The 25,465-nt window shown below is 68.0% G+C and carries 24 protein-coding genes; 15 read left to right on the top strand and 9 right to left on the bottom strand.

Annotation, left to right across the window (positions count from 1 at the left end; translation table 11 throughout):
• The first annotated feature begins 114 nt into the window (after positions 1–114).
• Both E3O46_RS06210 and E3O46_RS06205 read left to right on the top strand, forming a co-directional pair.
• Positions 115–1,803, top strand: coding sequence for a long-chain-fatty-acid--CoA ligase (locus E3O46_RS06210; RefSeq protein WP_134558509.1), 1,689 nt, complete (start codon positions 115–117; stop codon positions 1,801–1,803).
• A gap of 72 nt (positions 1,804–1,875) precedes the next feature.
• Positions 1,876–2,499 carry a sugar O-acetyltransferase gene (locus E3O46_RS06205; RefSeq protein ID WP_241985013.1) on the top strand — a complete coding sequence of 208 codons (624 nt, stop codon included), beginning with the start codon at positions 1,876–1,878 and terminating at the stop codon, positions 2,497–2,499.
• A gap of 68 nt (positions 2,500–2,567) precedes the next feature.
• Here the strand turns inward: E3O46_RS06205 and E3O46_RS06200 are convergent, their stop codons facing one another.
• Positions 2,568–3,212: a YitT family protein gene (locus E3O46_RS06200; RefSeq protein ID WP_134450252.1), complete on the bottom strand. Its 645-nt coding sequence runs from the start codon at positions 3,210–3,212 to the stop codon at positions 2,568–2,570.
• 60 nt (positions 3,213–3,272) lie between these two features.
• Here E3O46_RS06200 and E3O46_RS06195 point away from each other — a divergent pair, with 60 nt between their 5' ends.
• The 7 genes from E3O46_RS06195 to E3O46_RS06165 all read left to right on the top strand — a co-directional run bounded on the left by E3O46_RS06195 (position 3,273) and on the right by E3O46_RS06165 (position 12,238).
• Positions 3,273–4,271 (top strand): LLM class flavin-dependent oxidoreductase, encoded by a 999-nt coding sequence (locus E3O46_RS06195; RefSeq protein ID WP_134561320.1) that lies wholly within the window; start codon positions 3,273–3,275, stop codon positions 4,269–4,271.
• Between the two features lie 165 nt (positions 4,272–4,436).
• Entirely contained in the window at positions 4,437–4,742 is a 306-nt protein-coding gene (locus E3O46_RS06190) for a hypothetical protein (RefSeq protein ID WP_134450254.1), read from the top strand.
• A 149-nt stretch (positions 4,743–4,891) separates the two neighbouring features.
• A complete protein-coding gene (locus E3O46_RS06185; protein WP_420897721.1) occupies positions 4,892–6,187 on the top strand; it encodes an MFS transporter in 1,296 nt (431 codons plus the stop codon).
• Positions 6,188–6,303: 116 nt separating this feature from the next.
• Entirely contained in the window at positions 6,304–7,806 is a 1,503-nt protein-coding gene (locus E3O46_RS06180; protein ID WP_166791029.1) for a DUF3375 domain-containing protein, read from the top strand.
• Entirely contained in the window at positions 7,799–8,605 is an 807-nt protein-coding gene (locus E3O46_RS06175) for a DUF4194 domain-containing protein (protein ID WP_134561318.1), read from the top strand. Before E3O46_RS06180 ends, E3O46_RS06175 begins: the two co-directional genes overlap by 8 nt.
• On the top strand, positions 8,602–11,994 hold the full coding sequence (locus E3O46_RS06170) for an ATP-binding protein (RefSeq protein WP_134450257.1): 3,393 nt from the start codon (positions 8,602–8,604) through the stop codon (positions 11,992–11,994). The genes E3O46_RS06175 and E3O46_RS06170 overlap by 4 nt, the downstream gene beginning before the upstream one ends.
• The gene (locus E3O46_RS06165; protein ID WP_134450258.1) at positions 11,987–12,238 is read left to right on the top strand and encodes a hypothetical protein; all 252 of its coding nucleotides are present in this window, start codon (positions 11,987–11,989) and stop codon (positions 12,236–12,238) included. The genes E3O46_RS06170 and E3O46_RS06165 overlap by 8 nt, the downstream gene beginning before the upstream one ends.
• 21 nt (positions 12,239–12,259) lie before the next feature.
• On the opposite strand, the gene E3O46_RS06160 is transcribed toward E3O46_RS06165, so the two are convergent.
• Positions 12,260–13,219, bottom strand: a complete 960-nt coding sequence (locus tag E3O46_RS06160) for a 1-phosphofructokinase family hexose kinase (RefSeq protein WP_134450259.1) — start codon at positions 13,217–13,219, stop codon at positions 12,260–12,262.
• A gap of 58 nt (positions 13,220–13,277) precedes the next feature.
• Entirely contained in the window at positions 13,278–13,661 is a 384-nt protein-coding gene (locus tag E3O46_RS06155) for an SHOCT domain-containing protein (protein WP_134450260.1), read from the bottom strand.
• A gap of 228 nt (positions 13,662–13,889) precedes the next feature.
• Between E3O46_RS06155 and E3O46_RS06150 the strand changes: the two genes are divergently transcribed.
• The 5 genes from E3O46_RS06150 to E3O46_RS06130 all read left to right on the top strand — a co-directional run bounded on the left by E3O46_RS06150 (position 13,890) and on the right by E3O46_RS06130 (position 19,257).
• Entirely contained in the window at positions 13,890–14,153 is a 264-nt protein-coding gene (locus E3O46_RS06150; RefSeq protein WP_134450261.1) for a hypothetical protein, read from the top strand.
• Positions 14,154–14,201: 48 nt separating this feature from the next.
• The gene (locus E3O46_RS06145) at positions 14,202–14,531 is read left to right on the top strand and encodes an SHOCT domain-containing protein (protein WP_134561317.1); all 330 of its coding nucleotides are present in this window, start codon (positions 14,202–14,204) and stop codon (positions 14,529–14,531) included.
• Positions 14,532–14,658: 127 nt separating this feature from the next.
• Positions 14,659–15,963 carry an LLM class flavin-dependent oxidoreductase gene (locus E3O46_RS06140; protein ID WP_134561316.1) on the top strand — a complete coding sequence of 435 codons (1,305 nt, stop codon included), beginning with the start codon at positions 14,659–14,661 and terminating at the stop codon, positions 15,961–15,963.
• Positions 15,963–17,348, top strand: coding sequence for an NtaA/DmoA family FMN-dependent monooxygenase (locus tag E3O46_RS06135; protein WP_134450264.1), 1,386 nt, complete (start codon positions 15,963–15,965; stop codon positions 17,346–17,348). The genes E3O46_RS06140 and E3O46_RS06135 overlap by 1 nt, the downstream gene beginning before the upstream one ends.
• Before the next feature lie 226 nt (positions 17,349–17,574).
• Positions 17,575–19,257 carry an HNH endonuclease signature motif containing protein gene (locus tag E3O46_RS06130; protein WP_134561315.1) on the top strand — a complete coding sequence of 561 codons (1,683 nt, stop codon included), beginning with the start codon at positions 17,575–17,577 and terminating at the stop codon, positions 19,255–19,257.
• Between the two features lie 41 nt (positions 19,258–19,298).
• On the opposite strand, the gene E3O46_RS18220 is transcribed toward E3O46_RS06130, so the two are convergent.
• Positions 19,299–19,859 carry a cysteine hydrolase family protein gene (locus E3O46_RS18220; protein WP_198413439.1) on the bottom strand — a complete coding sequence of 187 codons (561 nt, stop codon included), beginning with the start codon at positions 19,857–19,859 and terminating at the stop codon, positions 19,299–19,301.
• 135 nt (positions 19,860–19,994) lie between these two features.
• Here E3O46_RS18220 and E3O46_RS18215 point away from each other — a divergent pair, with 135 nt between their 5' ends.
• Positions 19,995–20,795 carry an alpha/beta fold hydrolase gene (locus E3O46_RS18215; RefSeq protein ID WP_166791028.1) on the top strand — a complete coding sequence of 267 codons (801 nt, stop codon included), beginning with the start codon at positions 19,995–19,997 and terminating at the stop codon, positions 20,793–20,795.
• Here the strand turns inward: E3O46_RS18215 and E3O46_RS06120 are convergent.
• The 5 genes from E3O46_RS06120 to E3O46_RS06100 form a co-directional block, all read right to left on the bottom strand.
• The gene (locus E3O46_RS06120; protein WP_134561313.1) at positions 20,767–21,609 is read right to left on the bottom strand and encodes an alpha/beta fold hydrolase; all 843 of its coding nucleotides are present in this window, start codon (positions 21,607–21,609) and stop codon (positions 20,767–20,769) included. The two genes, E3O46_RS18215 and E3O46_RS06120, sit on opposite strands and share 29 nt — an antisense overlap.
• Before the next feature lie 116 nt (positions 21,610–21,725).
• Positions 21,726–22,733, bottom strand: coding sequence for an ABC transporter substrate-binding protein (locus tag E3O46_RS06115; RefSeq protein WP_134559974.1), 1,008 nt, complete (start codon positions 22,731–22,733; stop codon positions 21,726–21,728).
• An 81-nt stretch (positions 22,734–22,814) separates the two neighbouring features.
• Complete coding sequence (locus E3O46_RS06110; RefSeq protein ID WP_166791027.1) at positions 22,815–23,624, bottom strand: amino acid ABC transporter ATP-binding protein; 810 nt, start codon at positions 23,622–23,624, stop codon at positions 22,815–22,817.
• Positions 23,621–24,673 (bottom strand): amino acid ABC transporter permease, encoded by a 1,053-nt coding sequence (locus E3O46_RS06105; RefSeq protein ID WP_134561311.1) that lies wholly within the window; start codon positions 24,671–24,673, stop codon positions 23,621–23,623. The genes E3O46_RS06110 and E3O46_RS06105 overlap by 4 nt, the downstream gene beginning before the upstream one ends.
• 4 nt (positions 24,674–24,677) lie before the next feature.
• Positions 24,678–25,292, bottom strand: coding sequence for a GNAT family N-acetyltransferase (locus E3O46_RS06100; RefSeq protein ID WP_134559980.1), 615 nt, complete (start codon positions 25,290–25,292; stop codon positions 24,678–24,680).
• Positions 25,293–25,465 lie beyond the last annotated feature (173 nt).

The following is a 25,465-nucleotide window of genomic DNA, read 5'->3' as shown; positions in this document are numbered from 1 at the left end:
CGCCGCGCCCGTTTCGGCCGCCCGCTACCGCCGTTTCGGTAGCGGCGGCGGGCCCTGCACGAGCTCGTGCCGTGTCGCGCGCGGCCGGGGAGCGGTTCGCGGGAGGATGGGAGCATGGCCAACACTGAGCAGCAGCCCTGGGTAAAGAACTACCAACCGGGGGTTCCGGCCGAAATCGACCTTCCGACGGAGTCGCTCGTCGCCATGCTCGAACGGTCCGTCGCCGATGCAGGCACCCACCCCGCCCTCGAGTTCTTCGGACGGAGGACGACCTACACCGAGCTCGGTGAGCAGATCGACCGCGCGGCGGAGGGCCTCCGGCACCTCGGCGTCCGCGCCGGAGACCGGGTCGCGCTCCTGCTGCCGAACTGCCCCCAGCACGTCGTCGCGTTCTACGCGGTGCTGCGCCTCGGCGCGGTCGTGGTCGAGCACAACCCGCTCTACACCTCGCGGGAACTCCGCCACCAGTTCGAGGACCACCAGGCCCGCATCGTGATCGCCTGGGACAAGACGGTCGCGGCGATCCGCGCCTTCCCTGCCGACATCGAGATCGACCACATCGTCTCTGTCAACCTGCTGATGGCGTTCCCGACGATCAAGCGCCTGGCCCTGTACCTGCCGGTCAAGAGCCTGCGGGAGTCCCGCGAGGCCCTCACCGGTTCCGCGCCCGGCACGATCGCCTGGAAGGAACTACTCACGCACGGTCGCATCGACCCGGAGCACCCGCATCCGTCGGTCGACGACCTTGCCGCCATCCAGTACACCTCCGGCACCACGGGCCGTCCCAAGGGTGCGATGCTCACCCACTTCAACCTGTATTCGAACGCGCTCCAGGGCGAGGCGTGGATGCACGGAGCCGAATATCGCAAGGAGATCTTCTACGCGATCCTGCCGATGTTCCACGCCTTCGGCATGACGCTCTACCTGACTTACGGCATCCGCAAGCAGGCGCTGCTCGTGCTGTTCCCGAAGTTCGAGCCCGGGCTGATCCTCGCCGCGATGAAGAAGTCGCCCGCGACCGTCTACTGTGCCGTTCCGCCCATCTACGAGCGCACCGCCCGGGCCGCGCAGGAACAGGGCGTCTCGCTGCGCTCCTGCAAATACTGCATCTCCGGCGCGATGAACCTGCCCGCGCACGTCGTCGAGCTCTGGGAATCGGTCTCCGGCGGCCTTCTTGTCGAGGGCTATGGGATGACCGAATCCTCCCCGGTCGCCCTCGGCAACCCGTTCTACTCCACCCGCCGTCCCGGCACGATCGGGGTGCCGTTCCCCTCGACCCTGATGAAGGTCGTCGACCTGGACGACCCGAGCATGGAAGTAGCCCAGGGGCAGCCGGGGGAGCTGTTACTCAAGGGCCCGCAGGTCTTTCAGGGGTACTGGAACAACCCGGATGAAACCAAGAAGGCGCTCTTGCCGGGCGGCTGGCTGCGCACCGGCGATATCGTCACCGTGGACGCCGACGGCTTCACGACAATCGTCGACCGGGCCAAGGAACTCGTCATCACCGGCGGGTTCAACGTCTCACCCACCGAGGTGGAGACGGCGCTGCGGCTGCACGCGTCCATCAAGGACGCCGCGGTCTTCGGCAAGCCGCTCGAGCGCGGCGGGGAGATGGTCGTCGCAGCCGTCGAACTCGAGCCCGGCGCGACCCTCGACCAGGAGGCCCTGCGCGCGCACTGCCGTGAACTGCTCGCCGCATACAAGATCCCGCGCCGCATCGTGCAGATCGACGACATGCCGCGGTCGATGCTCGGCAAGATCCTGCGCAGGCAGGTGCGCGAGCAGGTGCTGCCGCTGCTCTGAGGCGGATCGTATCCGCCACCCGTTTGTTGTTATCGCAAACAAATACCCGGGATGCGGTTTAGGATTGTCCACGTGGACCTCACCGAACGACCGACCCCCGATCCCGACCGCTCCGAATTCGACAAGATGGTCGCGGGGGACTGGTACCGCTACCGGTCCGGCCCCGAGCTCGCCGAAATGACGAACAGCACCCAGCGCACCTGCCGTCGGATCACGGCCCTCTACGACGAGGACAGGGAGGCCGCATACGCGCTGCTGACGGGCATGCTCGGCACGGCGGGGGAGAACCTCGACTTCCGGCCGCCGATGTACCTCGACTACGGATCCCGCCTGCACATCGGCAGGGACACCTTCATCAACGGGGACTTCCTCACCCTGGGCGGCGGCGAGATCACGATCGGGAACAACGTGCTGATCGGGCCGAGCGCCCGCCTCTACACGCCGATCCACGCTCTCGACGTCGACGAGCGCCGCGCGGGCTACGAGCGCGTGCTGCCGATCCACATCGGCAACGACGTCTGGCTCGGCGGCAACGTCGTCGTATGCCCCGGGGTCACGATCGGTGACGGCAGCGTGATCGGTGCCGGGTCCGTCGTGACCAAGGACGTGCCGGCCGGGGTCATCGCCGTCGGCAACCCGGCCAGGGTCGTGCGCACGATCGGCAAGCCGGAGCAGGCCACGGGCGAAGGCGAATAGAGCCGCACCTCGCCGAGTGGCCCGAGTGGCCCGGCGAGCCCGAGACCACCCGCAGCGGATGCCGCGGCTCAGGTGCCGAGGTAGCGTCCCGGCCGGTGGTTGAGCGCGAGCACGAGGTTGAGCACGATCGCGCCCGCCGCCGAGAGGGCGACGTTCAGCGGTGCGACGACCGTGATCGCGGCGACGACGACGGTCACGTCGAACACCATCTGCACATACCCGGCACGCCAGCCGAGGCGCTCCTGCAGGAGCAGGGCGAGGATGTTGAACCCACCCAGGCTGGCCTTGTGGCGGAACAACACGATCAGCCCCACCCCGATCACGAGGTTGCCGAACAACACGCCGTAGACCGGATTGAGGTGCTCGATCCCGAGGGCGTACGGGTGCAGGGACGAGAACGCGGAGACGAGCGCGACCGCGATGACGGTGCGCAGCGTGAAGTTCCAGCCCTTCTTCCAGAGAGCGAGGGCGAAGAACGGCACGTTGATCGCGAAGAAGAACACACCGAACGGCACGGGAGCCGCGTAGCTCAGCAGGAGCGCGAGTCCCGCCGTGCCGCCGGTCACCGCCGCGCTCGCCTTGAGCAGGAACAGCCCGAACGACGCGAGGAGGGTGCCGGTGAGGATTCCGAGAACGTCCTCGACCGCCGAATGGCGCGGCGCGACATCCGTGTTGAGTGTTCTGGGCTCGACGGCCAGGGGAGATTTCGGCATTATGCAAGTCTGCACGATGGCACGGGTAACGTTTCGCACCCGTGCGTGGTTGTCCACGGTATGACTGTTGCCCTGTCCATTCTTGACCTCGCTCCGATCGCACCCGGGCAGACTGCCAGGGAGAGCTTCGCGGGAAGCGTCCGCCTTGCGCAGACCGCCGAGAAGCACGGCTATACCCGTGTCTGGTACGCCGAACACCACAACATGCCGACGATCGCGTCCTCGGCCACGAGCGTCCTCGTCGGCCATGTCGCGGGCCAGACGTCGACCATCCGGCTCGGCTCCGGCGGCGTGATGCTGCCCAACCACTCTCCGCTCACCATCGCCGAACAGTTCGGCACCCTCGCCGAGCTCTACCCTGGGCGGATCGACCTGGGCCTCGGCCGCGCCCCGGGCAGCGACCAGACTACCGCGCGGGCGATGCGTCGCGACCCCCGCGCCTCCGACCAGTTCCCCCAGGACGTGATGGAGCTCCAGGCCTACCTGCGCGGCGAGTCGATCGTGCCGGGGGTGCAGGCCATCCCCGGTGCCGGCACCAACGTGCCGCTCTACATCCTCGGCTCCTCGCTCTTCGGAGCAGGCCTGGCCGCGGCGCTCGGCCTGCCGTACGCCTTCGCCTCCCACTTCGCGCCGGACGCCCTGCACGAGGCCATCGCCCTGTACCGGCGCGACTTCAGGCCCTCGGCGCAGCTCGCCGAGCCGCACGTGATCGTCGGTGTGAACGTGATCGCCGCAGACGACCGGGCGGATGCCGTCCGACAGTTCGAGGAGACCCGGCGGAACCGGGTGCGCGGCATGCTCACGCGCGGTCCGGCGTCGCCGGAGTACACCGACCAGCAGGTCGACGCCTTCCTCATCACTGCGGAAGGGCGTCAGATCGCGAATATGATGCGCTACTCGGCCGTCGGCGATCCCGCAGACGTGCGGGTCTTCCTCGACGACTTCGTCGCCTCGACCCACGCCGACGAACTGATCATCGCGCACGCCTCGCGGGACATCGAGGCTCGGCTGCGCTCGGTCGAGCTGACCGCCGGAGCCATGAACGGCGTGACCGTCTGACCGATCCCGGCGCCTTGGATTCTTCGCATGGGAGGGTCCTCCTAAAAGGGGACTATCCGATTCCGGCAGGCGGTGGCGTTAATGTCAGCCACGAGTCGAGAGGTTCCATGAGCTGCCCGGGGTCACCGGTAGCCCCGGCCGACCGTCGTGAGAGCCGGAGATTCGATGTCGCACCCCGCAGTCCAAACCACCCGCCGCCGCACGCCAGCTGTCGCCTCCCTGTCGCTTCGCCTGATTTCCCGGGACGACGCGATCAGGACGATTCGCCTCGTCGTCGTGCGGTGCGAGGATGACAGCCTGCAGGAGATCCGGTTCCGCGACCAGGTGATCGGCTTCATCCGCCGGGACGAGCCGTTGTTCCGCGCGCTCAGCGGCACCCAGCTCGACGGGGCGTGTGAACGCGGACACTCCCTGCTCTGGGACAAGGCGGCGGCTCTCCTCGTCGACGCAAGCGGGCTGCTCCCCGCCTGACCGTGCATTCGGCGCGGGCGCGACCGGTCGTGGAGCGCGGGCGTCGCTGGGGAGCGTAGCGTGGAGCAGACCCGATCGATTTTCGATCGTGGGTAGACGCAGGGCATTTCTTGACTTCACCCGCGGATCTTTTCCCGCCCACCACTCCCATTCCGGTGAACGAAGGCCCCCGCCCGTGGCGCCAGACCCTCGACTCCCTGAGCGTTCCGAACTTCCGCCTGTTCACGGCGTCCAACGCGGTGGCCATGACCGGCACCTGGATGCAGCGCATCGCCCAGGACTGGCTCGTGCTGCAACTGACCGGCAGCGTCGCGGCCGTCGGGGTGACCGTCACGATGCAGTTCGCTCCGATGCTCGCCTTCGGCCTCTTCGGCGGCGTGATCGTCGACCGTTATTCGAAGCGGATGCTGCTCATGCTCACCCAGTCAGCGGCCGCCCTGCTCAGCGCTGTCCTCGCGGTGCTCACCCTCACCAACACCGTGCAGGTCTGGCAGGTCTGGGCGATCGCCTTCCTGGTCGGGCTCGTCACCGTGATCGACAACCCCACCCGTCAGGTCTTCGTGAACGAGATCGTCGGCCCGCGCTACCTCCGCAACGCGATCACGGTGAACTCGACGGTCTTCCAGCTCGGCGCGCTGATCGGGCCGGCCATCAGCGGTGCCCTGATCGTCGCGGTCGGGTCCGGCTGGTCCTTCGGCATCAACGCCGCCGCGTGCCTGCTGACCGTCCTCGCCCTGACCAGGCTCGACGCCGCCGCGCTGTACCGCACCCCGACGGCTCCGCGGCAGAAGGGGCAGCTCATCGAGGGCCTGCGCTATGTCGTCTCGAAGCCGACCATCCTCTGGCCGATCGTGATGCTCGCCTTCCTCTCCGTCTTCTCCCTCAACATGCCCGTGCTCCTGGCCGCATACGCCGACCACGTCTACAAGGTGGGCGCAGGCGGCTACGGCCTGTTCAACACCCTGATCGCCGTCGGCGCGGTCGCGGGTGCGCTTGCCTCGACACGTCGGGCCAACATCCGCTTGCGGACGGTCATCGTCAGCGGCGGAGTCTGGGCCCTGATCCAGGCGAGTTCCGGCCTGATGCCCACCGAGATCAGCTTCGGGGCCGCCCTCATCGTCACGGGCATCGCGAACCAGTTCTTCTTCACCGCGGGCAACCCACTCGTGCAGATGTCGTCCAACGTGCGGGTGCGCGGGCGGGTCATGTCGGTCTGGGTGCTCGTGCTGCTCGGCGGCCAGGCGATCGGAGGGCCCCTGATGGGCTGGATCGTCGAGTCCTTCGGCCCGGACACCGGGATGCTCGTGTCCGGCCTCGTGCCCGCGCTCGCCGCGGTGGTCATCGCCCTGATCCTCGCGCACCGGAACGAGCTGCACCTGACGGTGCGCCTCCGCCGACGCGGGCGCCAGGGAGAGCACTGGGGCGGCTCGAACCTAAGCTCCTGACCGGCCCCCGTGCCCGTCCCGTTCCTGCCCAGCGCCAGCCCGTGCGACCGGACCCTGGACAGAATCGAATCTCGCGCCCGTTACGGTTGAAGGGGTCCGGGAAGGGAACTACCACTGTGAGCGAAATTGCGGGTGAACTGGCGCGCGTGCGCGAAGCCTTCGACAAACCCACCCTGCGCTTGCTCGATCGCAAGTGGGCGCCGTTTGTCCTCGCCGTCTTCAAGTCGGCGTTCAGCCGTGACCGGCGGAGCGTCCAGGCCGACCGCCTGCACTCGCAGGTCGACGCCTACCTCGCCGACCTCCGGTCCGTCGGGAGCGAGGTGCCGGGCAAGAACGGCCGCGCCCTCTGCGTCCAGTGGATGAATGACCTCTGGCTCTACCGCGAGACCGGGGAGGGCGGTGAGGAGCAGTACTCCCTCACCTCGCACGCCCTCGAGGCACTCCTCCTCGTCGACAGCCTCTCCCAGGACCGCGCCCTGATCAGCGAGTCCCGCCTCACGACCATCGTCGACAGCGTCCGCCACCGCGCCACCCAGGCCACCCCCGACCGGGATGCGCGGATCCGCCGTCTCGACCAGGAGATCGCCGAGAAGACCGCGGAGCGCGACCGACTCCAGGGCGGCGGCGAGATCGCCACCGCGACCGACGAACAGATGCACGAAGGCTATGCGAACCTCGTCGACCTGATCATGCAGCTGCCGAGTGACTTCAAACGCGTCGAGGAATCCGTGGCGGCCATGCACCGCCAGATAGTGAGCGACTTCCGCGGCGAGGAACGCCCGATCGGCGAAGTCCTCGACGAATACCTCGCCAAGACCGATGCCCTGATGTCGGCGACCGCGGAAGGCCGCGCCTTCGAGGGCGCCTTCACGCTGCTGCGCGACGACGCACTCCTCTCCGATGTCAAGAACGACCTCGAAGCGATCCTCGACCATCCCTTCGCCGCCCGGCTGACCACCGCGGAGCGACGCACCTTCCTCGGCACCGTCGGGCTGATCCGCAAGGGCATCGACGACGTGCTGACCCAGCGGAACGGCCTCACGACCACTCTCCGCGAGCACATTGTGAACCACGACGTCGTCAAGGACCGCGAACTCGAGCGCCTCCTGCGGGAGATCAACAAGGAACTCGCGGTCTGGATGGAGACCGCCGGACCCCGGTCGACGGTCACGGCAGAACTCATGCCCGGCATTCTCGACGTCGAGCACCTCCGCGAACGGTTCTACGATCCGCTGAACCACAGGCCGCCGCCGGACCTCGAGGACGTGTCCGAGTATGCCCCCGAACCGCCGAGCCTCGACGAGATGCGCAGGCAGGGCGGCCCGATGCTCGAACGGATGCGTGACGCCCTCGTGACGTTCCGCGGAACGGGAGACGCGGCATCCGTCGGTGCGGCGTTCAACGGCCTCGAACCGGCGTTGCGGCGCCCGGTCGAGATTCTCGGCATGCTGCAGATCGCGACCCAGGTCGACGCGCTCGGCCGCGCGCACCAGGTCGAGAGCTTCGAGACCGTCCGGCCCGACGGCAGCCGGCGCACCTTCTCGGTTCCCCGCATCATCCTGAACGACGACGAAACGGCGGCCCTGGCCGCCCTGAACTATGGATCCGATCATGACTGACGAGTGGACAGACGACCAGGACGACCAGGACGGCCGCGACGACCTCGACCGCGACGACGACGGCCTGGACGGTGACGCCGGCGCAGGGATCGACGCCGCCATCGACGACGAGCCCGCGAGCTTCTCCCTCTTCGAGGGCGACGAGGGCGGCCTCACCGTGGAACAGCGCCGCACCCTGGTGCTCCTGATGAAGCACCGCTACGTGTCAGCAGCGCTTCAGCCCGCGGAATGGCGCACCCTGCTCGACTCGCAGCGGCTGCTCAAGTCGCGCCTCAACGACATGTTCCTCGACCTGCACATCGACCTGCACTACCAGGTCGCGTTCAAACGGCAGGCCGTCTCGGAGGCGGGAGACCGGTTCCCGACCCTTCTGCACGACGTCGCATACACGCGCGAGGAAACGATCCTGCTCGTGCTGCTGCGCCAGCGGTTCCGCAGCGAACGCGCAAACGGCCAGGACATCGTGCTCGTCGACCGCGACAATCTCGTGGAGAACGTGGCGCACTTCCGCCCCGAGTTCTCGATGGACCGGTACGGCGACGCCCGCAAGGCGAGCGCCGCCGTCGACAGCCTCGCCAAGGCGCGGGTGCTGCTCAAGACGAGCGATCCGGACCGATTCCGCATCTCGGCCGTGATCGAAGTTCTGCTTCCGCTCGAACGGCTCGCCGAACTGCACGAATGGCTCGTCGAGCAGAACGCAGCGGGTGCGCCCGCCGCGGTCGTGCCCGCACCCGGCCTCCCCGACCAGGGTGCGCCTGATCCGGGCGACCGCGACCCCGAACTGGAGGCGATCTCATGAGCGATTCCCCACTCTTCTACATCGACGGATCCACTGAGGGCACGACGCAGTGGCGCGCCGAACTGTTCCAGATGGTCAACTGGGGCGGCTTCCAAGGCCACCACGAGATCACCTTCGCCCCCTCGGCGACCCTGCTCTCCGGGGCATCCGGAACCGGCAAGAGCAGCCTCCTCGACGCCTACCTCGCGCTGATGATGCCCTCGGACACACCGTTCAACGGTGCGTCCAACGACGCGGGGTCCGGCAGGGCACGGAGCCTCGACCAGCGCAACCTGATGACCTACCTCAGGGGCAAGACCGACTCCAACCGTGAGGCCGGCACAGGGGAGATGCAGGACCAGGTCCTCCGCGGCGCGCACGACGCGACCTGGGGCGCGGTCGCGATGACCTTCGTCGACGACAACGGCCGCCGGTTCACGGTGCTGCGCGCCTATTTCGTGCCACGGGGCGCGACCAAATTCGCCGACATCACCATGAAGATGGCCACCCAGGACGGCCTCCTCGACCTGCGTGACCTCGCCGACGTCACCGAGGCGCGCTTCGACAAGCGGGCGCTCCGGACCCGGTTCCCCGAACTGGATGTCTTCGACACCTACGCGGCATTCGCCCAGACCCTCTACACCCGGCTCGGAATCGGCGCCAACGGCGAGGGCGGCAAGGCGCTGCGGCTCCTCGCGCGGATCCAGGCCGGACAGCAGGTCAAGACGGTCGACGGGCTCTACAAGTCGATGGTCCTCGAAGAGCCGGCCACCTATGCGGCGGCAGACAAGGCCGTCGATCATTTCGAGGACCTCGAGAGGTCCTACGGGGCCATGCTGACCGAGGCCCAGAAGGCGAAGGTCCTCGAACGAATTCCCGACCTGCACCGGGAGTACGAGACAGCTGCGGAGAAGGCCGACCTGATCGACACCTTCGGGGTCCATCGCACCGGCGACACCCCGTTCGTGCTCTGGCAGCTCCTCACCGAGCAGGGACTGCTCGAGGGTGCCGCAGACACCAATCGCATCCGCCGCCGGGACAACCAGGTCGAGCTCACCCGGGCCAGGAACGCCGAGACCGAGCTCAAGTCCCGCGTCGCCGAGGTGCAGCACCAGCAGCGTGACAACGGCGGCGACGTCCTCGTCAGCCTGCAGAACGAGATCGGCCAGCTCCGGGACCAGCGCGACGACGTAGCGGCTGAGCGTGCGAAGTTCGACGACCGCACCGCCGTCCTCGCCCCGGCGATCGTCTCGCCGGCCGAATTCACCCTCGCGCAGAACGACGCGGAACGCTTCCTCGCCGGGTTTTCCGGGGCCGAGCGTGACCTCGAGGCCGAGCGCACGACCCTGCAACGGAACGCCTTCCCCGTCGAGGAACAGCTCAGGACCCTGGGCCAGGAGCACGACTTCCTCGCGGGCCGCGAGAACCTGATTCCCCAGCACCTGCACAATGCCCGGATGATGATCGCGGAGGCCGCGGGGATCCCCGCGGACGAGTTGCCCTTCGTCGCCGAACTCGTCGACCTCGCCGCCGGCGAGGAATCCTGGCGCCAGGCCGCCGAAGTCACCCTGTCGTCCGTCGTGCGCGTCATGCTCGTCGACGAGACGCGGTTGCGCGCCCTCAGCGCGGCCATCGAACCGATTCAGATCCCGGTGCGCATCCACTTCGAGGGCGTCGCACTCCGGGCGCACCGACCTCGTACCGGCGACCCCCGCTACGTGTCCGGCAAGCTCGTCTATCAGGATTCACCCTTCAGCGGCTGGGTCCAGGACCGGGTCAGCGCACCGAGCCTCGACGCGCTCTGCGTGGCCGAGGCCACCGACCTGGCCGGCGACGGCCCGCGGGTCACCCCGAGCGGCCAGACCCGAAACGGCAAGCGCGGGGCACACGGCTGGAACAAGGGCCAGGCGCCGATCGTCGGCTTCTCGAACGCCGGTCGACTCGCCGAGATCGTGGCCGAACGCGCCGAACTGGCCGGCGCGGCCGAGGCACTCTCCCGTGACGCCGCCGAAGTGGGGAACCGCATCGCCGACCTCCGCAGCAGGCGAAGCGCCCACCAGTACGTCGTGGACACCACCTGGCTGTCGATCGATGTGGCCGGCGCCGAGGCCAGGATCGCCGAGAAGGAAGCCGAATCGGAGCGCGTCCTCGCGGGCAGCGACATCCTCCGCGCCCTCAAAGCCGAGGAAGGACGCTTCTCCTCCGAACTCGAGGCCGCCCAGAAGCTCAAACACGCGGCCGATGGGACCGCCGAGCGTCTTGCCGCCGAACAGGCGCGGATCGTCGACCGTCAGGACGCCGTCTCCGGCATGCTCGACCGGATCGAACGTGACCAGGCGGCCACCCTCTCCGAGGAGCACTTCGCGCACCTGACCGACCAGTTCGCCCTCGTCGGAGACCAGGGCGACCTCGCCGCACTCGAGGGCGGCGTCCGACGGCTGCGCGAGCGCCTCACCGAGCAGTCCGCGCACGACAGGGAGAACGCCACGAGCGCCCGGGATTCACTGGTCCGCATCTTCGAGACGTTCCAGGGCCGGTGGCCAGACCCGAACATCGGCACCTCGCTCGAGTCGTACACGAGCTACCGGGACATCCTCGACGCCGTCTACACGCTCGGCCTGCACGAGCGGCGCCAGGAATGGAAGCGACGGCTGTCGGCGTGGAGCGGACAAGACCTCGTGCCTCTCACTGCGGCGTTCAACACTGCCATCGAGGAGATCGAGGACCGGCTCAGACCGATCAACGAGATCCTTGCAACCCTGCCGTTCGGGGCCGGCCGCGATCGACTGAAGATCGCACTGCGCCGCCTGCACCGCGACGACGCCACCGCGTTCCGCAAGGAGCTCAAGGTACTCGCGTCCGGAGCGACCGAGGACTTCACCGACGAGGAAACCGAGGCCCGGTTCACCCGTCTCCACAATTTCATGGCCCAGATTCGCCGGCCGGAACCAGGGACGCGCACGGAGTCGCAGCGGGACCTGCTCCTCGACGTGCGCAAGCACGTGGAGATCACCGCGGTACGGTCGACGCCCGACGGCGTCGAGGTGAGCACATACTCCTCGCTCGGCGGCAAGAGCGGTGGAGAGTCCCAGGAACTCGTGGCGTTCGTCGTCGGGGCCGCGCTGCGCTTCCAGCTCGGCGACGAGAGCCGCACCCGCCCGCGGTTCGCACCGGTCTTCCTCGACGAGGGTTTCGTGAAATCGGACTCCGAGTTCGCCGGCCGTGCTGTGGCCGCGTGGAAGGGACTCGGCTTCCAGCTCATCGTGGGGTCGCCGCTCGACAAGGTCACCGCCCTCGAACCGCACATGGAACTCGTGCTCTCGATGACCAAGAACACCAGCACCGGCTACTCGTACATCACCCCGCTGTCGTCCCCAAATCCGGTCCCGGTAAGCTCGAACCATGGATGAAGAACAGACTGTACCGACCACCTATGTGCTGCCGAACAAGGAATTCCTCGAGATCGCCGATGGCGACACTCTTCCGGAAATCGGCGACGGGATCTACACCGGTGGCGTGGCCTACCGCGTCACCGACCTGTGGTTCATCGACGACGACGACGCGCCCTTGCCCTACGGCTTCAACGTGTTCCTGACGGAAGCACCCAAGAACGGCAACACTCTCCGCGAGTTCGACCCGATCTTCTTCGCGTAGGCCGTCTGCCGCCGCGCCGGCTCAGGCCCGCGCGGCGAGCTCGGCCTCGAGTCGTTCGACGTCCTCGCGGTGGCACAGTTCGGTTGCGGGTGTCGAGGCCGTGGCGCTCCCGGCGGCGACTCCCGCACGGAAGGCCTCCTCGACGGTTCTGCCCTGGGCGAGGCGCAGCACGAAGGCGCCGAGAAAGCTGTCGCCGGCCCCGACGGTGCTGATCACGGTCACCTTCGGAACCTCAGAGCGGATGACCCCGGTCTTCGATGCAAGCAGGGCGCCCTCTCCGCCGAGGGTGAGCGCCACGTACTCTGCTGCGCCGCTGGCGACGAGCGCCGACGCGGCCTCCGCCTGGCTCTCCGGAGTCTCGAGCTTCACGCCGGCGTGAGCCTCGAGTTCGCGGAGGCTGGGCTTGACCAGGAAGACCCCTTCCGCGAGCGCTCCGCTGAGGGCCGGACCGGAGGCATCCACGATGCACCGCGCTCCATTGGTTCTGGCCAGGCGGGCGACCCGTGCGTAGAAGTCGTCGGGGACTCCCGGGGGCAGGCTGCCGCTCGCGATGACATATCCGCCGCGGGGCATCGACGCGGCGAGGGTGTCGAGGCACGTGGTCCACTCGGCCTCGGACAACTCGGGTCCCTGGAGCACGAAGCGGAACTGCTTGCCGGTATCGGTTTCGTCGACGGTGAAGCTCTGGCGCGTGCTTTCCTTGATCGGCACCAGAACGGTGGGGAGTCCTTCCGCTGCGATGAGCTGGCGATAGGCCTCTCCCGTTGGCCCGCCTGCCGCATACAGGGACAGAGCGGTGCCGCCGAGGCGACGGATGACCCTGGCCACGTTCACGCCGCCGCCCCCCGGGTCGATGCGCGTGCTCCCGCACCGGAGCTTGTGCTCCCCGGTCACATGGGCCGTCGAGGTGCTGACGTCGAGGGCGGGATTGATGGTGAGGGTCAAAATCGGTGGTGCATTCACGAGGCTCGAGGCGTCCATCTGCCCAGTCTAGAAGCCGCTACCGGAAGCGCTGGAGGCTCACGCCCTTCGCAGCGCGCTACCTGAGCGCCTTGGCCTTGAGCGCCTCGAACTCCGTGGCCGTGATCGAGCCGCTGTCGAAGAGTTCTTTCGCCTTCGCGATTTCCGCGGAGGGGCTGGCGGACGAGGCGACGGACCTCACGTAGTCATCCGTATATGCCTGCGCCTGCTGCACGCGTTCCGCCTGTCGTCTTGCCATGTCCGGGCCGCGGGCGATCAGGTAGACCAGGGCCGTCAGGAAGGGAACGAAAACGAGGAAGATCAGCCAGACGGCCTTGGCCAAACCGGTGAGCTTGTGATCCCGGAAAATGTCGCCGACGATCGAGAACAACACCATGAGATACGCGATGAACGCGAAACTCCAAAAGAAGAACCACACGACGTCCCAGAAATTCGCAAACATGAACTGCTCCTTGCCTCAGGTGCTCTTCTGTGTTCTTGCGATGCCAGGGGTTCTTGCGGTTCCAGGCCGGGTGGAACAGGCAGGGCGAACCGAGCACGAGATCCGCTCCAGTGCCGGGCTATCTCGCCGGCAGCCCGACCATAGCGCGACCAGAGTCCGCCGGAAAGGTCTCCTTTCGCGGGCACCTTGATGCCCGCATCGGACGGGATTAGTGTCCCCAGTGTCCTGATGGAGCGTCTCGACGACGAGGTCGTGACGACGAGCGAGGAGAGACCGTGCCGACTCTCCGACGACGATGTTGACGAGCTGTCGACGGACCTCGAGAACAACAGCTCGGCGGCCATCCTGGTCTTCGAACACACCTGGTTCAGGCCGCTGCGCGATGCGATCCTGGACTCCGGAGGAGTCCTTCTCGAAGACGTGCACGTACCCGAATCCGTCGTGGACGAGGTGCTGATGGCGCTGGAAGAACCCGGGGCCGACACCGACTGACCCCAACAGACCACGCAACACATTTCGGAACACGACGAAAGGAACACCATGATGCGTCGAGGTGGGCGACCCGGGCTGATGGGGACGATGGCACGCACCGCGGTCATCGCAGGCACGGCGACCGCAGTTTCCGGCGGAGTGAGCCGTCGGCAACAGGCCAGGGCCCAATCCGCAGCCGACCAGCAGGCTGTCCAGCAACAACCGCAACAGCCGCAGTACGCTCCACCACCGCAGGAGTATGCGCAGGCGCCGCAACCGGCAGTCGCCGCCGACGACAGCCTGTCCGCCCAGATCGAACGGCTCGCGACCCTCAAGACGGCCGGCGTGATCACCGACGCGGAGTTCTCGGCGGCGAAGGCAAAACTCCTCGGCATCTGACAATTGTTACCGCAGGTTTCACGCATGACTTTGTGTGACCTGCCTGCGACCTGGCGGAACAGTGCCGTGCATATCGTGGGTGTCCGCGCAGACGACCGTGTCTCGCGCAGAGAAAAGGACACTCCCGATGACATCGTCGCTGTACCTGGGAATCGCACTCGACGGCGCCGGCTGGCACCCGTCGGCCTGGCGCGAGCCGGACGCCCGCCCCGCAGACCTGTTCCACCTCGACTACTGGGTCGCCCTCGTGCGTGCCGCCGAGGCTGCCGGCATCGACCTGGTCACGATCGAGGATTCCTTCGGCCTCCAGAGCTCGGGCTTCGGCGGAATCGACCCCCGCCGCGACGAGGTGCGCGGTCGACTCGACGCGCTTCTGCTCGCGACATCGATTGCGCCGCACACGAGCACGATCGGCCTCGTGCCGACGATCACCACGACGCACACGGAACCGTTCCACGTGGCAACGGGGGTGCAGACCCTCGACTACGTGAGCGAAGGCCGGGCCGGCTGGCGCGTGCAGGTCTCCGGGCGTGCCCATGAGGCCGCGCACGTCGGACGCCGCACGCTGCCCGCCCTCGACCCAGCCCTCGTCGTCCTGGGCGCAGACCCGGCCCAGACCGCCCTGATCGAGGACCTCTTCGGCGAGGCGCGCGACACCGTCGAGGTCGCCCGGCGGCTCTGGGACAGCTGGGAGGACGACGCCGTGATCCGCGATGTGGAGACGGGCCGGTTCGTCGACCGCGACAAGCTGCACTACATCGACTTCGAGGGCGACCGGTTCACCGTCAAGGGGCCCTCGATCACCCCGCGCCCGCCGCAGGGCCAGCCGCTCGTCTACGCGCTCGCCCACCAGAAGGTCCCGTACGAACTCGCCGTGGCCGGCGCCGACATCGTCGGTGTTACCCCGCACGACGACGCGCACCTCGAGGCCATCCTTGGGCAGCTCGAGACGGCGGCCCACGACGTGTCGCGCGGGGCAGACGAACCCCTGCGGGTCTGGACCGAGATCTCGGTCCTGATCGCGGAGACGGCGGATGCGGCCCAGGCGACCCTTGCCCGGCTCAACGCCACCCACGGGGAACCCTGGACCTCCGACACGCTCATCCTCGCCGACACCGCCGAAGCCGTCGCCACCCAGCTCCTGCACTGGCACAAGCTCGGCATCGACGGCGTTCGGCTGCGCCCGGCACGGCTTCCGGAAGACCTCTCGGCGATCACCGAGAGCGTCGTTCCGCTACTGCGTTCCGCGGGTGTCCTCGACCGGCCCGACGGGGTGGCCACGCTCCGCGCCCGGCTCGGATTCGGTCGCCCGGAGAGCCGCTACGCGACCCCTGCCGACGCCGACGCTCGCGGCACCGCTACGGCAGACACCGAAGGCGACCCCGCCGCAGACTCCACCTTCGAACTCGACCTGACCGGAAGCATCCGCTGATGACCACGACCGCCAGCACGACCGTCCACCCGATCCCCCAGGATGCCGCCGGGCGTCCGATTCGGCAGGTGCACCTCGCCGCGCACTTCCCCGGGGTGAACAACACCTCGGTCTGGAGCGACGGCAAGGCCGAGAGCCAGATCGCGTTCTCGTCCTTCCGGCACTTCGCGCAGAATGCCGAGCGCGGCAAGTTCGACTTCCTCTTCCTCGCCGAGGGGCTCAGGCTGCGGGAACAGAAGGGGCTCATCCATGACCTCGACGTCGTGGGTCGACCCAACACCCTCGCGATCCTGGCCGGGATCGCCGCCGTGACCGAACACATCGGCCTCGTCGGCACCCTCAGCTCGACCTTCAACGAACCGTACGAACTCGCCAGGCAGCTCGCGAGTCTCGACCTGCTGAGCGGGGGGCGGGCCGGCTGGAACATCGTCACGACCTCCGACGCCTTCCACGGCGAGAACTTCCGTCGCGGCGGCTTCCTCGACCCGAAGGACCGCTACGTGCGCGCCGAGGAGTTCGTCGCCGTCGCGCGCGCACTGTGGGATGGCTGGGCGCCCGGGGCCCTCGCCGCGAACAAGGACACGGGGGAGTTCCTCTCCGCCGATGCGCTCACGGCGGTCGACCACCACGGCCAGCAGTTCGACGTGAAGGGCTTCGGTACCCTCCCGCGCAGCCCACAGGGCCACCCGGTGATCGTGCAGGCCGGAGACTCTGCCGACGGCCGTGACTTCGCGTCGGCGAACGCGGAAGTGATCTTCTCCCTGCACTCCGAATTCGAGGACGGCCAGCGGTTCTTCCGCGATGTGAAGGGCCGCCTTCCGGCCGTCGGCCGCCACCCCGACTCCCTCAAGATTCTGCCGGCGGCGACCTTCATTCTCGGCGACACCGCGGCCGAAGCGCGGGAACGCTCCCGCGAAGTAGCGCTCCTGCAGGTGAGCCCGCAGACCGCGATCTCGTTCCTCGAGCAGCTCTGGGGCACCGACCTGGGCGGCTACGACCCGGATGGCCCACTGCCGGAGACCGACCCCGTCCTCGCCGACGAGGGCGTCACCCGCGGCCGGGTGCGCCATGTCGCGGACCCGGTTGCGGTCGCGAAGTCCTGGCGCGGCCTTGCTGAGGCCGAAGGGCTGAGCATCCGCGACCTGGTCATCCGCTTCGCCGCGAAGCACACCTTCGTCGGCACGCCGGTGCACGTCGCCGAGCAGATCAACCGGCACGTTCAGGAGGAAGCTTCAGACGGCTTCGTCATCGTCGGCCACACGAATCCGACGGGCCTCGACGAGTTCGTCGACCGGGTCATCCCGGAGCTTCAGGAGCGCGGCGTCTACCGCACCGAGTATGAAGCCGGCGCGACCCTGCGCGAGACGCTGGGCCTCACTCAGTAGCCCCAGGAGATTCGGGCAGCGATGGTTGCAAATTCAGGAGATTGTTTGGGCCGGGCGGGATCGGCAGCACTGGTCCGCGGGCCGGTGCTGCTCGCCCGGGCGGATCTCCTGAGTTAGCCACCACCGGGTCGGAGTACTCGTTTTCAGGTATGAAAGCTGGGCTGGACAGCCCAAAATTATGTGAGTAAGTCTCGTATTCGTGTTCGATTCGGGGTAGAATCGGGGTATGGCAGGAGCTTCCGATCCCCAGTCACACACCCCGCAGTCACCCGGTTCCGGGGCTGCGGGGCACCAGCCCACCGCAGCGGGCGACCAGCTGGCCCCATCGGCGGAGTCGGCCCATCCGGTTGCGGTTGCCGAGGGTTTCGAGGGCGCGGAGGGTCTGGCCGGTTCGGTGCCGTCGGTGCATGCGGATGCTGTCGCAAGGCTCGCCGGAGCCCGGGCGGCTCTCGCGGAGGCTTTGGCGGCGATCCCGGTGGGGTTGCTCAGTGATGCGGAAGCGGTCACTGCTCTGAAGGAAGTGGAGGCCATCGGGCGGACGGTTGACGCGGCCCGGGTGAGCACGGCGACGGATGTGGACCGGCGGGCTCGGGTTTTGGGCCGGGAGGGCCTGGCCTGGCGGATGGGCTGCACGGGCCCGTGGGATGTCCTCACCCGGGTGACGCGGGTGTCGGCCCGGGAAGTGAAGCGGCGCACGAAGCTTGGCGACGCGGTGTTGCCGCGGCCGTGCGGCGGGAGCAGCTGGTTGCCGCCCTTGTTCCCGACGGTCGGGGCCGCCCTGGCGGCGGGAGAGATCGGGGTGGAGACGGCGGAGTTGATCGTGGCGGGGTTGCAGGTGATCAGTCACCGGGTGGCGCCGGATGACCTGCTCACGGCGGAGCGGGCCCTGGTCGCCACGGCGGCGGGCCTGATCACCCCGGAGACGGAGGACCTGGCCGGGGCCGGTGTCCCGGTGACCACGGACCTGATCCGGGGCATGGTCGCGCAGTGGCAGGCAGCCCTGGACCCCGACGGGGTCCTCCCAACCGAGGACCTGTTCGAGGCAAAGTCCAACATCGGCTTCGGACAACTCAAGAACGGGCTCTACCCCGTGAAGGGCGGAGTCACGCCGGAACTCTACGGGGTGATGAACACCCTCTTCGACGCCTTCCTGAGCTTCCACGCCCGCCCGGCGTTCCCCACCGCCGAGGAACAGGCGCTGATGGATTCGGGGCAGATGATCCCCGGCGCCGAGACCGCGGGTACCGACGCCGACACGGGCCCGGATCTGGACGTGATCGAGGCAGAGCTCCGGGAGCGCCGGGCGGACACCCGCACCGGCGGGGAGAAACGCGCCGACATCCTCCGGGCCCTGTTCGAGCACGCAGCCCGCGACGAGGACACGCCCAGCATGGGCGGATCCGCCCCGACCGTGATGGTGCACGTGAACGCAGCGGACCTCGCGTCCGGGGTCGGGGTCGGCTGGATCGACGGCGTCGAGGCCCCCGTGTCGCTCAAAACGGTGCACCAGCGCATCTGTGACGGCGGCTTCCAAGGGGTCCTCTTCGGGGCGAACAACGAAGTGCTCAAGCTCGGGCCGGAACGACGGTACTTCAACCGGGCCCAGCGCCGGGCGATCACCGCCCGGGACGGCGGCTGCATCATCCCCGGCTGCAACGCCCCGGCGCACTGGGCCGAAGTGCACCATGTGAAGCCCTGGGCGAAAGACGGGCCCACGACCGTCGACAACGGGGTCCTACTGTGCTGGTTCCACCACCACAGCATCGATACCTCCGGGTGGGAGATCCGCATGGTGAAGGGCTCACCGCAGGTGCGGGCCCCCGGGTTGATCGATCCGCAACGACTCTGGCGGCCGCCGAACAGGCACCGCGCCCACCAGGTCCTCACCGGACCACCCAACCGCGACTGACCAACCGTGACGTGACCAACCGCGACGGGGCACGGCCTCCGTCAGCGGACCGGGAGCGACTCGAGGTCGAGGTCGGCTGCGGCGAGCACATCGGCACCGGCATCGCGGAGTGCGGCCATGAAGGCGGCATGAACGGATGCCCCCGGAACCTCAGTGCCCTGGAACTCGAAGGCAGGCGCCGCGCAGGCGTTGTGCACGATGGTGACGGCGAAGCCGAGGTCGAGGGCGGCCCTCGAGGTCGCATCGATGCACATGCTGCTCATCATGCCCATGACGACAAGGTGGTCGATGTTCTCAGCGCGCAACAGCCGTTCGAGGCCGGTGTCCACAAAGGCGTTCGCGGAGCCCTTGGTGAAGTGGCGCTCCGGTGTCACCGGTGCCACGAGCGGGTAGATCTCGACGCCTGTGGTCCCCGGGACGAAGAACGTCGCATCCGCTTCGGTGGCGATGTGCTGGAAGTGTATGACGGTCGTGCCGGTTGCACGGGCAGAGTCGAGGACACCCCGGGCAACCACCGCGGCGGACTCACTCCCGGAGAGGGGATATGCGCCCCCGGGGAAGTAGTCCTTCTGGATGTCAATGACCACAATTCCAGTGCTCACACCTGCTCCGCTTCGTTTCCTGTGCCGATTCCCCCACACGACTCTAATTGTTACGGGCCGGATTTGCAGTGTCACGGCGCTGCCGTATTCTCGGCTCCATCCTCCCCGTTTCATTTCCGATCCCGCAAGGACATCGTGACCGCCACATATACCGGAATCTCCGTCGAATTGCCCGTGCTGACCTGGGGCGATCCCGCCGCGTCGCGGAGCGTGCTGCTGCTTCACGGACTCACGTCCGCGGGAGCGGTCTGGTGGCGAGTCGCGAGCGGACTCGCTGCGGAGGGATGGTTCGTGGTCGCTCCCGACCAGCGTGGCCATGGTCGGGCCCCGCGCACGACCTCGTATCCGCTGGAGGGATTCGTCGCCGACACGCTGCGGCTCCGCCTGGCGCCGGGGAAGCCGTGGGACCTGGTCATCGGGCACTCGCTCGGCGGCGCTGTCGCGCTCCTCGCCGCGGCGGGCAGCGACGACTGGACTCGGAGCGTTTTGCTTCTCGACCCACCGCTCACCCTCGGACCGGACTCGGTCGCACCGCTCCTCGCCGAAACGATCGCGGAGATCACCGATCCGACAACGGCGGGAATACTCAGCCAGAACCCGGGCTGGCACGCGGAAGACGCGCACCAGAAGGTGGAGGCCGCACGTGTGGTCAGCCCGTTCACGGTCGAGCGCGTGCTGAGCGACACCAGCCCCTGGGATCTCGAACCGCACCTCGACGACGTCCGGGTGCCGGTCAGGCTCCTCGGCGCGGACCCCGCGTCGGGCAGCGCATCGGTGCTTCCCGAACAGGGCGAGCGCCTCGCAGCCCGGCACGCGAACCTCAGCTACGCGTTCGTTGCGGGCGCAGGGCATTCGATTCACCGGGACTCGGCGGATCGCGTGATTGCCGAGGCGCTCGGGGCCGCGTTCACGGCCGCGCGTACAACCAGTCCATGACCGCTGGACACGCCTCGAGCACGGAAATGTGGCCGTCGTCGGGGCGCAGCCGGAGCTCGGCTCGGGGAAGGCGCCGACTCAGCCAGTCGGCGTGAGATGGCGGGACCACCCGATACCTGACGCCCTGGAGGAGCAGGACCGGGGCGGAGACCGCGGAAACGGGGAAGCCCCACGGGGCCACGAAGGCGAGATCATCATCGATCAGGCCCTCCGGCCCCGCTTCCGAAGCCAGGCCGACATCGGTGCCCAGGGAGGCCCACGGGCCCGCCAGTGCGTCGTAGTCCGCCTCGATGAAGCTGTCCGGGTCGAAGTCCACGGTTTCCTCGTACGTTGTGCGCTCCGCGCGACCGAGCAGTGCCGCGCGGAGGGAGGCTCCGTCCGTGGCCATGCCGGCGAACCAGTCGATACCGTCGGCGTCGAGCGGGGCCAGACTCGCGAGGCAGCCCACTGCCGAGACTCGCTCCGGCAGCAGGGCGGCGCAAGCGAGGGCGTGCGGACCGCCGCCGGACGCGCCCATGACGGCGAATCGGGCGATGCCGAGCGCGTCGGCAAGCTGTTCGACGTCGGTGGCCGCGGCGGCCACGTCACGACCCGGCAGCGCAGACGAACCGCCGTAGCCGGGCCGGCCATACGAGATGAGACGGATGCCGCGAGCGGCCGCCGCGGACAGCAACGGCTCGAGCAGGGCTCCCGTCTGGGGTGAACCGTGCTGCCAGAGCACGGTGAAGGCCGAGTCGAGTTCGTGGTCGGCGGCGCTGTCGTGCACGCGGAGCGTGCGACCGTCGCGAAGGTGCAGGTCCTGAATGAACACCATGGAGACATCCTAGGCAGGGGGCGGGCAGGAGACAGGCGTGAAACCGGAAGAGCCGGGCCGGGAGAAGTGTCTCTCCCGACCCGGCTCTTCCGGTCACTGAGTGGTGGCTACTCGCGCTACTCGCGCGGGAGTCCTGCCGGGTTCACGAGGGACTCGGTGACGCCCTCGGACGTGAGGCCCCAGCGGGCGAGAACGTCGCCGTATTGACCGCCCGTGATCGCCTTGTTGAGCACGATGCTGACGCCCTCGATGAGGCCGTTGCCCTTCTTGGTGCCCGCAGCGATGTTGGCGTGCGCCGGGTAGCCGCCGTTGAAGGTGCCGACGAGCCTGGTCTCACCGTTCTGGGCTGCTGCGTAGGCAGAGGTCGCGTTCGGTCCGAAGTTGGCATCGGCGCGCCCGGACTGCAGGGCGAGGTTCGCGGCTGCGGTGTCGTCGAAGTACTGGTACTCGACGGGGGCGAGGCCCTTGGCGATGTTCTCCTTGTCCCAGCCCTGGAGGATCTTCTCCTGGTTGGTCCCGGAGCCGACGATGACCTTGAGGCCGGCGACGTCCTTGGCTTCCTTGATGGACGAGATCTTCGAGTCGCTCTTCACGTAGAAGCCGAGGAGGTCCTCGCGGTAGCTCGCGAAGTCGTAGAGGTCCTTGCGGGCCTCGGTCACGGTGACGTTGGACGTGATCAGGTCGTACTTGCCGGACTGGATGCCGAGGGGCCAGTCCGCCCACGCTGCCGGCTGCAGGTTGAGCTCGAGGCCGAGACCATCGGCGATGAGCTGGGCGATGTCGGTTTCGTTGCCGATCAGGGTCGTGTCGTCGGTCGCGAACAGGCCAAGGGGAGCGACGTACGGGCTGACGACGACCGTGAGCTTGCCGGCCTCGATCGGGGTGAAACCGCTCTTCTTGATGGCCGCGATGGCCTCGGGCACCTTGTCGAGACGGATCCGGTCCTGCTTCGGGCCGAGGTTGAACGTCACAGGTGCGGCGGACGCCGAGGGAGAGGCCGCGCCTGCGGCCTGGGCCGAGCTGTTGCCGGTGCCGGCCAGGACGGCCGCGGTGATGCCGCCTGCGACGAGAGCAACGGCGGCGATGCCTCCGATGATGACCGCGGTTTTCTTCTTAATTGCCATTGTGTGCCTCTATTTCTGTGGGGTTCTGTTTGTGAATGCTGCTGCGCAGGGTGGGTGGTGGCTGGTTGGCCCGGAACGCGTTTAGAGCACGCGACCCAGGAATTCTTTGGTGCGCGGGTGCTTCGGCGAACCGAAGACCTGCTCGGGGGGACCGACTTCGAGGACGTGCCCGGCGTCGATGAACACGATCCGGTCGGCGACCTCGCGGGCGAATCTGATCTCGTGGGTCACGATGATGAGCGTCGTGCCGAGTTTGGCCAGGTCCCGGATCACGTCCAGGACCTCTCCGACGAGCTCGGGATCGAGCGCCGATGTCGGTTCGTCGAAGAGCAGCACCTTGGGCTGCAGGGCCAGGGCCCGCGCTATCGCGACGCGCTGCTGCTGGCCGCCGGAGAGTTGGCGGGGATAGGCGTCCGGCTTGTCGGCGAGGCCCACCTTCGCGAGGAGTCCGAGGGCGAGTTCGCGGGCATCCGACTTGCCCAGGCGCCCGAGAGCGACGGGAGCGACGGCGATGTTCTCTGCGGCCGTGAGGTGCGGGAAGAGGTTGAAATTCTGGAAGACGACGCCAACGTTGGTGCGCCGCTTCAGGATCTCGCGTTCCTTCAGCTCGAAGAGCCGGTCACCGCGCTGCTCGTACCCGATGAGCTCGCCGTCCACGGTGACCCAGCCCCTGTCGACGCTCTCGAGGTGGTTGATTGTGCGGAGCAGGGTGGACTTGCCGGACCCCGACGGCCCGAGGATCGCGACGACCTCCCCGGGCTGCACGGTCAGGTTCACGTCGTGCAGGACTTCGTGGCCGGCGTAGCTCTTGGAGACGCCGCGAATTTCGACGAGGCCGCGGGTCGCCGGTGCGGTCAGCGTGCCGGAGGCCTGGGTTACTGCGATGCTCATGATCCGTTTCCGCCGATCCGGGTGGTGGGTGCTTCGGGTGTTTCGGGTTTCTCGTCGAGCCGCGCCCATTGGGTCTTCACCCAGCCGCGTGCCGCCTGGATGGGCGTCGGCGGAACCACTCTGAGGGCACCTCTGGCGAAGTGGCGCTCCACATAGAACTGGGCGACGCTCAGCACGGTGGTGAAGATGATGTACCAGACCACCGAGACCAGCAGCAGCGGGATCACCTGCTGGTTGCGGTTGTAGATCACCTGGGTTACGTAGAAGAGTTCGCCGAGGGCGATGACCGACACGATCGAGGTGCCCTTGATCAGGCCGATGATCTCGTTGAAGGCGTTCGGGAGAATCGCCCGGGCGGCCTGCGGCAGGATGATCCGCAACACCCGTACGTGCCGGGGGAGTCCGAGGGCGGCAGCGGCTTCCAGCTGGCCCTGGTCGACCGAGAGGATGCCGCCGCGGATGATCTCGGCGGAGTACGCCGCCTGGTTGAGCGAGAGTCCGAGCACCGCGGCAGCGAACTGGCTGACCAGGGTCACGGTGTCGAAGCTCCAGAAGTAGTTGTCGGTGAACGGGACGCCGAGCCCGAGGCGCGGGTACAGGTAGCCGAGGTTGTACCAGACGAGCAACTGGACGAGCAGCGGAACCGAGCGGAAGAACCAGATGAACGACCAGGACACGCTGTTCAGGATCGGCGACTTCGACAGCCGGGCGAGGGCGAGCAGTGTGCCGAGGACGAACCCGATCGTCCCGGAGACGACCGTGAGGGCGAGTGTCAGCTGGATGCCCTTGATAATCGCCGGTGCGAAGAAGTAGGTCGCGAAGATCGGCCAGCCGTATTTGTCGTTCGTGGCGAGGCTCCAGAGGAACTGCAGCACGACGAAGAGCACGAGGGCGCCGAAGATCCAGCGCACAACGTGGCGGGTGTGCACGACCTTGAGGGCGGCGAAATCGGGCGAATTCCGGTTCACGACCTGGTTCACGTCTCGGCGAGAAGCGGACGAGTCCTCGGTCGGCGCCGCCGACCGGTGTTCCTTCACGGTGTCCGTCATGGTCTCAGTCGCTTTCGGGGATCAGTGCGACGAAGCGCGGGTTGTCAGCGTGTTCACGCCGGATGGCTGCATAGTGCGCCGCCGTGATGCCGGCAACGTCGAGTTCCTGGGCGTCGAGGCTCTTCGCGAAGGCGTGGATGACCACCTCGTCGGGGGTGAGCGCGGTGTCGAAGAGCGGCGTGTAGCCGGTGACGAGGTAGAGGTTCTTCGCTTCGGGCTGGCGGGGGCCTGTCGTCAGGAACACCCGGTCGTAGCCGCGCCTGGCGGACTCGGCTTCGAGTTCGGCGACGACGAGCCGGGCCAGGCCCTGACGCCGATGGGTCGCGGCGGTCCAGATGCGCTTGAGCTCTGCGGTGCGCTCGTCGAACCGTTTGAACGCGCCACCGGCGATCGGGATGCCGTCGCGCACCAGCACGACGAAGGCTCCGTCGGGCGCCGCGAAGGCGTCGACCGGGTACCGGGAGATCTCGGTGGAAGCACTCTCGCCGAAGTATGAGCCGTACCGGGAGTGGTACTCCGCGGCGAGGTCCGTCAGCAGCGGCTGGGCGAGCGGGTCGTCGGCGGCGACGTAGACGAAGGTGTCTCGCGTGGTGGTGGTGCCGGCAAATTCGATGCTCACGGGGTGCCTGCCTTTCTCGTGGGTGGCGGTGGGAAGCGATGGGGAGCCAGGAAGCGGGACGACCCCGCTGGAGTTGAAACCTAAGGGGGTCTCCGAAGCGGCGCCAACGCATCCGCTTCACAATTCGTCACCTCGTCACGGCGCGACACATTGGGCGGGATTTGTCGCCGTCG

Origin of the sequence: Cryobacterium glucosi (assembly GCF_004402235.1) — a bacterium.
Lineage (GTDB): Bacteria > Actinomycetota > Actinomycetes > Actinomycetales > Microbacteriaceae > Cryobacterium > Cryobacterium glucosi.
The sequence above is the reverse complement of the archived record's forward strand: the minus strand, read 5'-3'. Positions and strand labels throughout refer to the sequence as shown.

Coding starts and splice junctions, on each gene's coding strand:
- E3O46_RS06200 (WP_134450252.1), bottom strand. CDS start 3,212: ATGCCGAAATCTCCCCTGGCCGTCGAGCCCAGAACACTCAACACGGAT.
- E3O46_RS06150 (WP_134450261.1), top strand. CDS start 13,890: ATGGAGCGTCTCGACGACGAGGTCGTGACGACGAGCGAGGAGAGACCG.
- E3O46_RS06210 (WP_134558509.1), top strand. CDS start 115: ATGGCCAACACTGAGCAGCAGCCCTGGGTAAAGAACTACCAACCGGGG.
- E3O46_RS06105 (WP_134561311.1), bottom strand. CDS start 24,673: ATGACGGACACCGTGAAGGAACACCGGTCGGCGGCGCCGACCGAGGAC.
- E3O46_RS06175 (WP_134561318.1), top strand. CDS start 7,799: ATGACTGACGAGTGGACAGACGACCAGGACGACCAGGACGGCCGCGAC.
- E3O46_RS06165 (WP_134450258.1), top strand. CDS start 11,987: ATGGATGAAGAACAGACTGTACCGACCACCTATGTGCTGCCGAACAAG.
- E3O46_RS06110 (WP_166791027.1), bottom strand. CDS start 23,624: ATGAGCATCGCAGTAACCCAGGCCTCCGGCACGCTGACCGCACCGGCG.
- E3O46_RS06190 (WP_134450254.1), top strand. CDS start 4,437: ATGTCGCACCCCGCAGTCCAAACCACCCGCCGCCGCACGCCAGCTGTC.
- E3O46_RS06130 (WP_134561315.1), top strand. CDS start 17,575: ATGGCAGGAGCTTCCGATCCCCAGTCACACACCCCGCAGTCACCCGGT.
- E3O46_RS06145 (WP_134561317.1), top strand. CDS start 14,202: ATGATGCGTCGAGGTGGGCGACCCGGGCTGATGGGGACGATGGCACGC.
- E3O46_RS06195 (WP_134561320.1), top strand. CDS start 3,273: ATGACTGTTGCCCTGTCCATTCTTGACCTCGCTCCGATCGCACCCGGG.
- E3O46_RS06135 (WP_134450264.1), top strand. CDS start 15,963: ATGACCACGACCGCCAGCACGACCGTCCACCCGATCCCCCAGGATGCC.
- E3O46_RS06115 (WP_134559974.1), bottom strand. CDS start 22,733: ATGGCAATTAAGAAGAAAACCGCGGTCATCATCGGAGGCATCGCCGCC.
- E3O46_RS06160 (WP_134450259.1), bottom strand. CDS start 13,219: ATGGACGCCTCGAGCCTCGTGAATGCACCACCGATTTTGACCCTCACC.
- E3O46_RS06120 (WP_134561313.1), bottom strand. CDS start 21,609: ATGGTGTTCATTCAGGACCTGCACCTTCGCGACGGTCGCACGCTCCGC.
- E3O46_RS06140 (WP_134561316.1), top strand. CDS start 14,659: ATGACATCGTCGCTGTACCTGGGAATCGCACTCGACGGCGCCGGCTGG.
- E3O46_RS06170 (WP_134450257.1), top strand. CDS start 8,602: ATGAGCGATTCCCCACTCTTCTACATCGACGGATCCACTGAGGGCACG.
- E3O46_RS06155 (WP_134450260.1), bottom strand. CDS start 13,661: ATGTTTGCGAATTTCTGGGACGTCGTGTGGTTCTTCTTTTGGAGTTTC.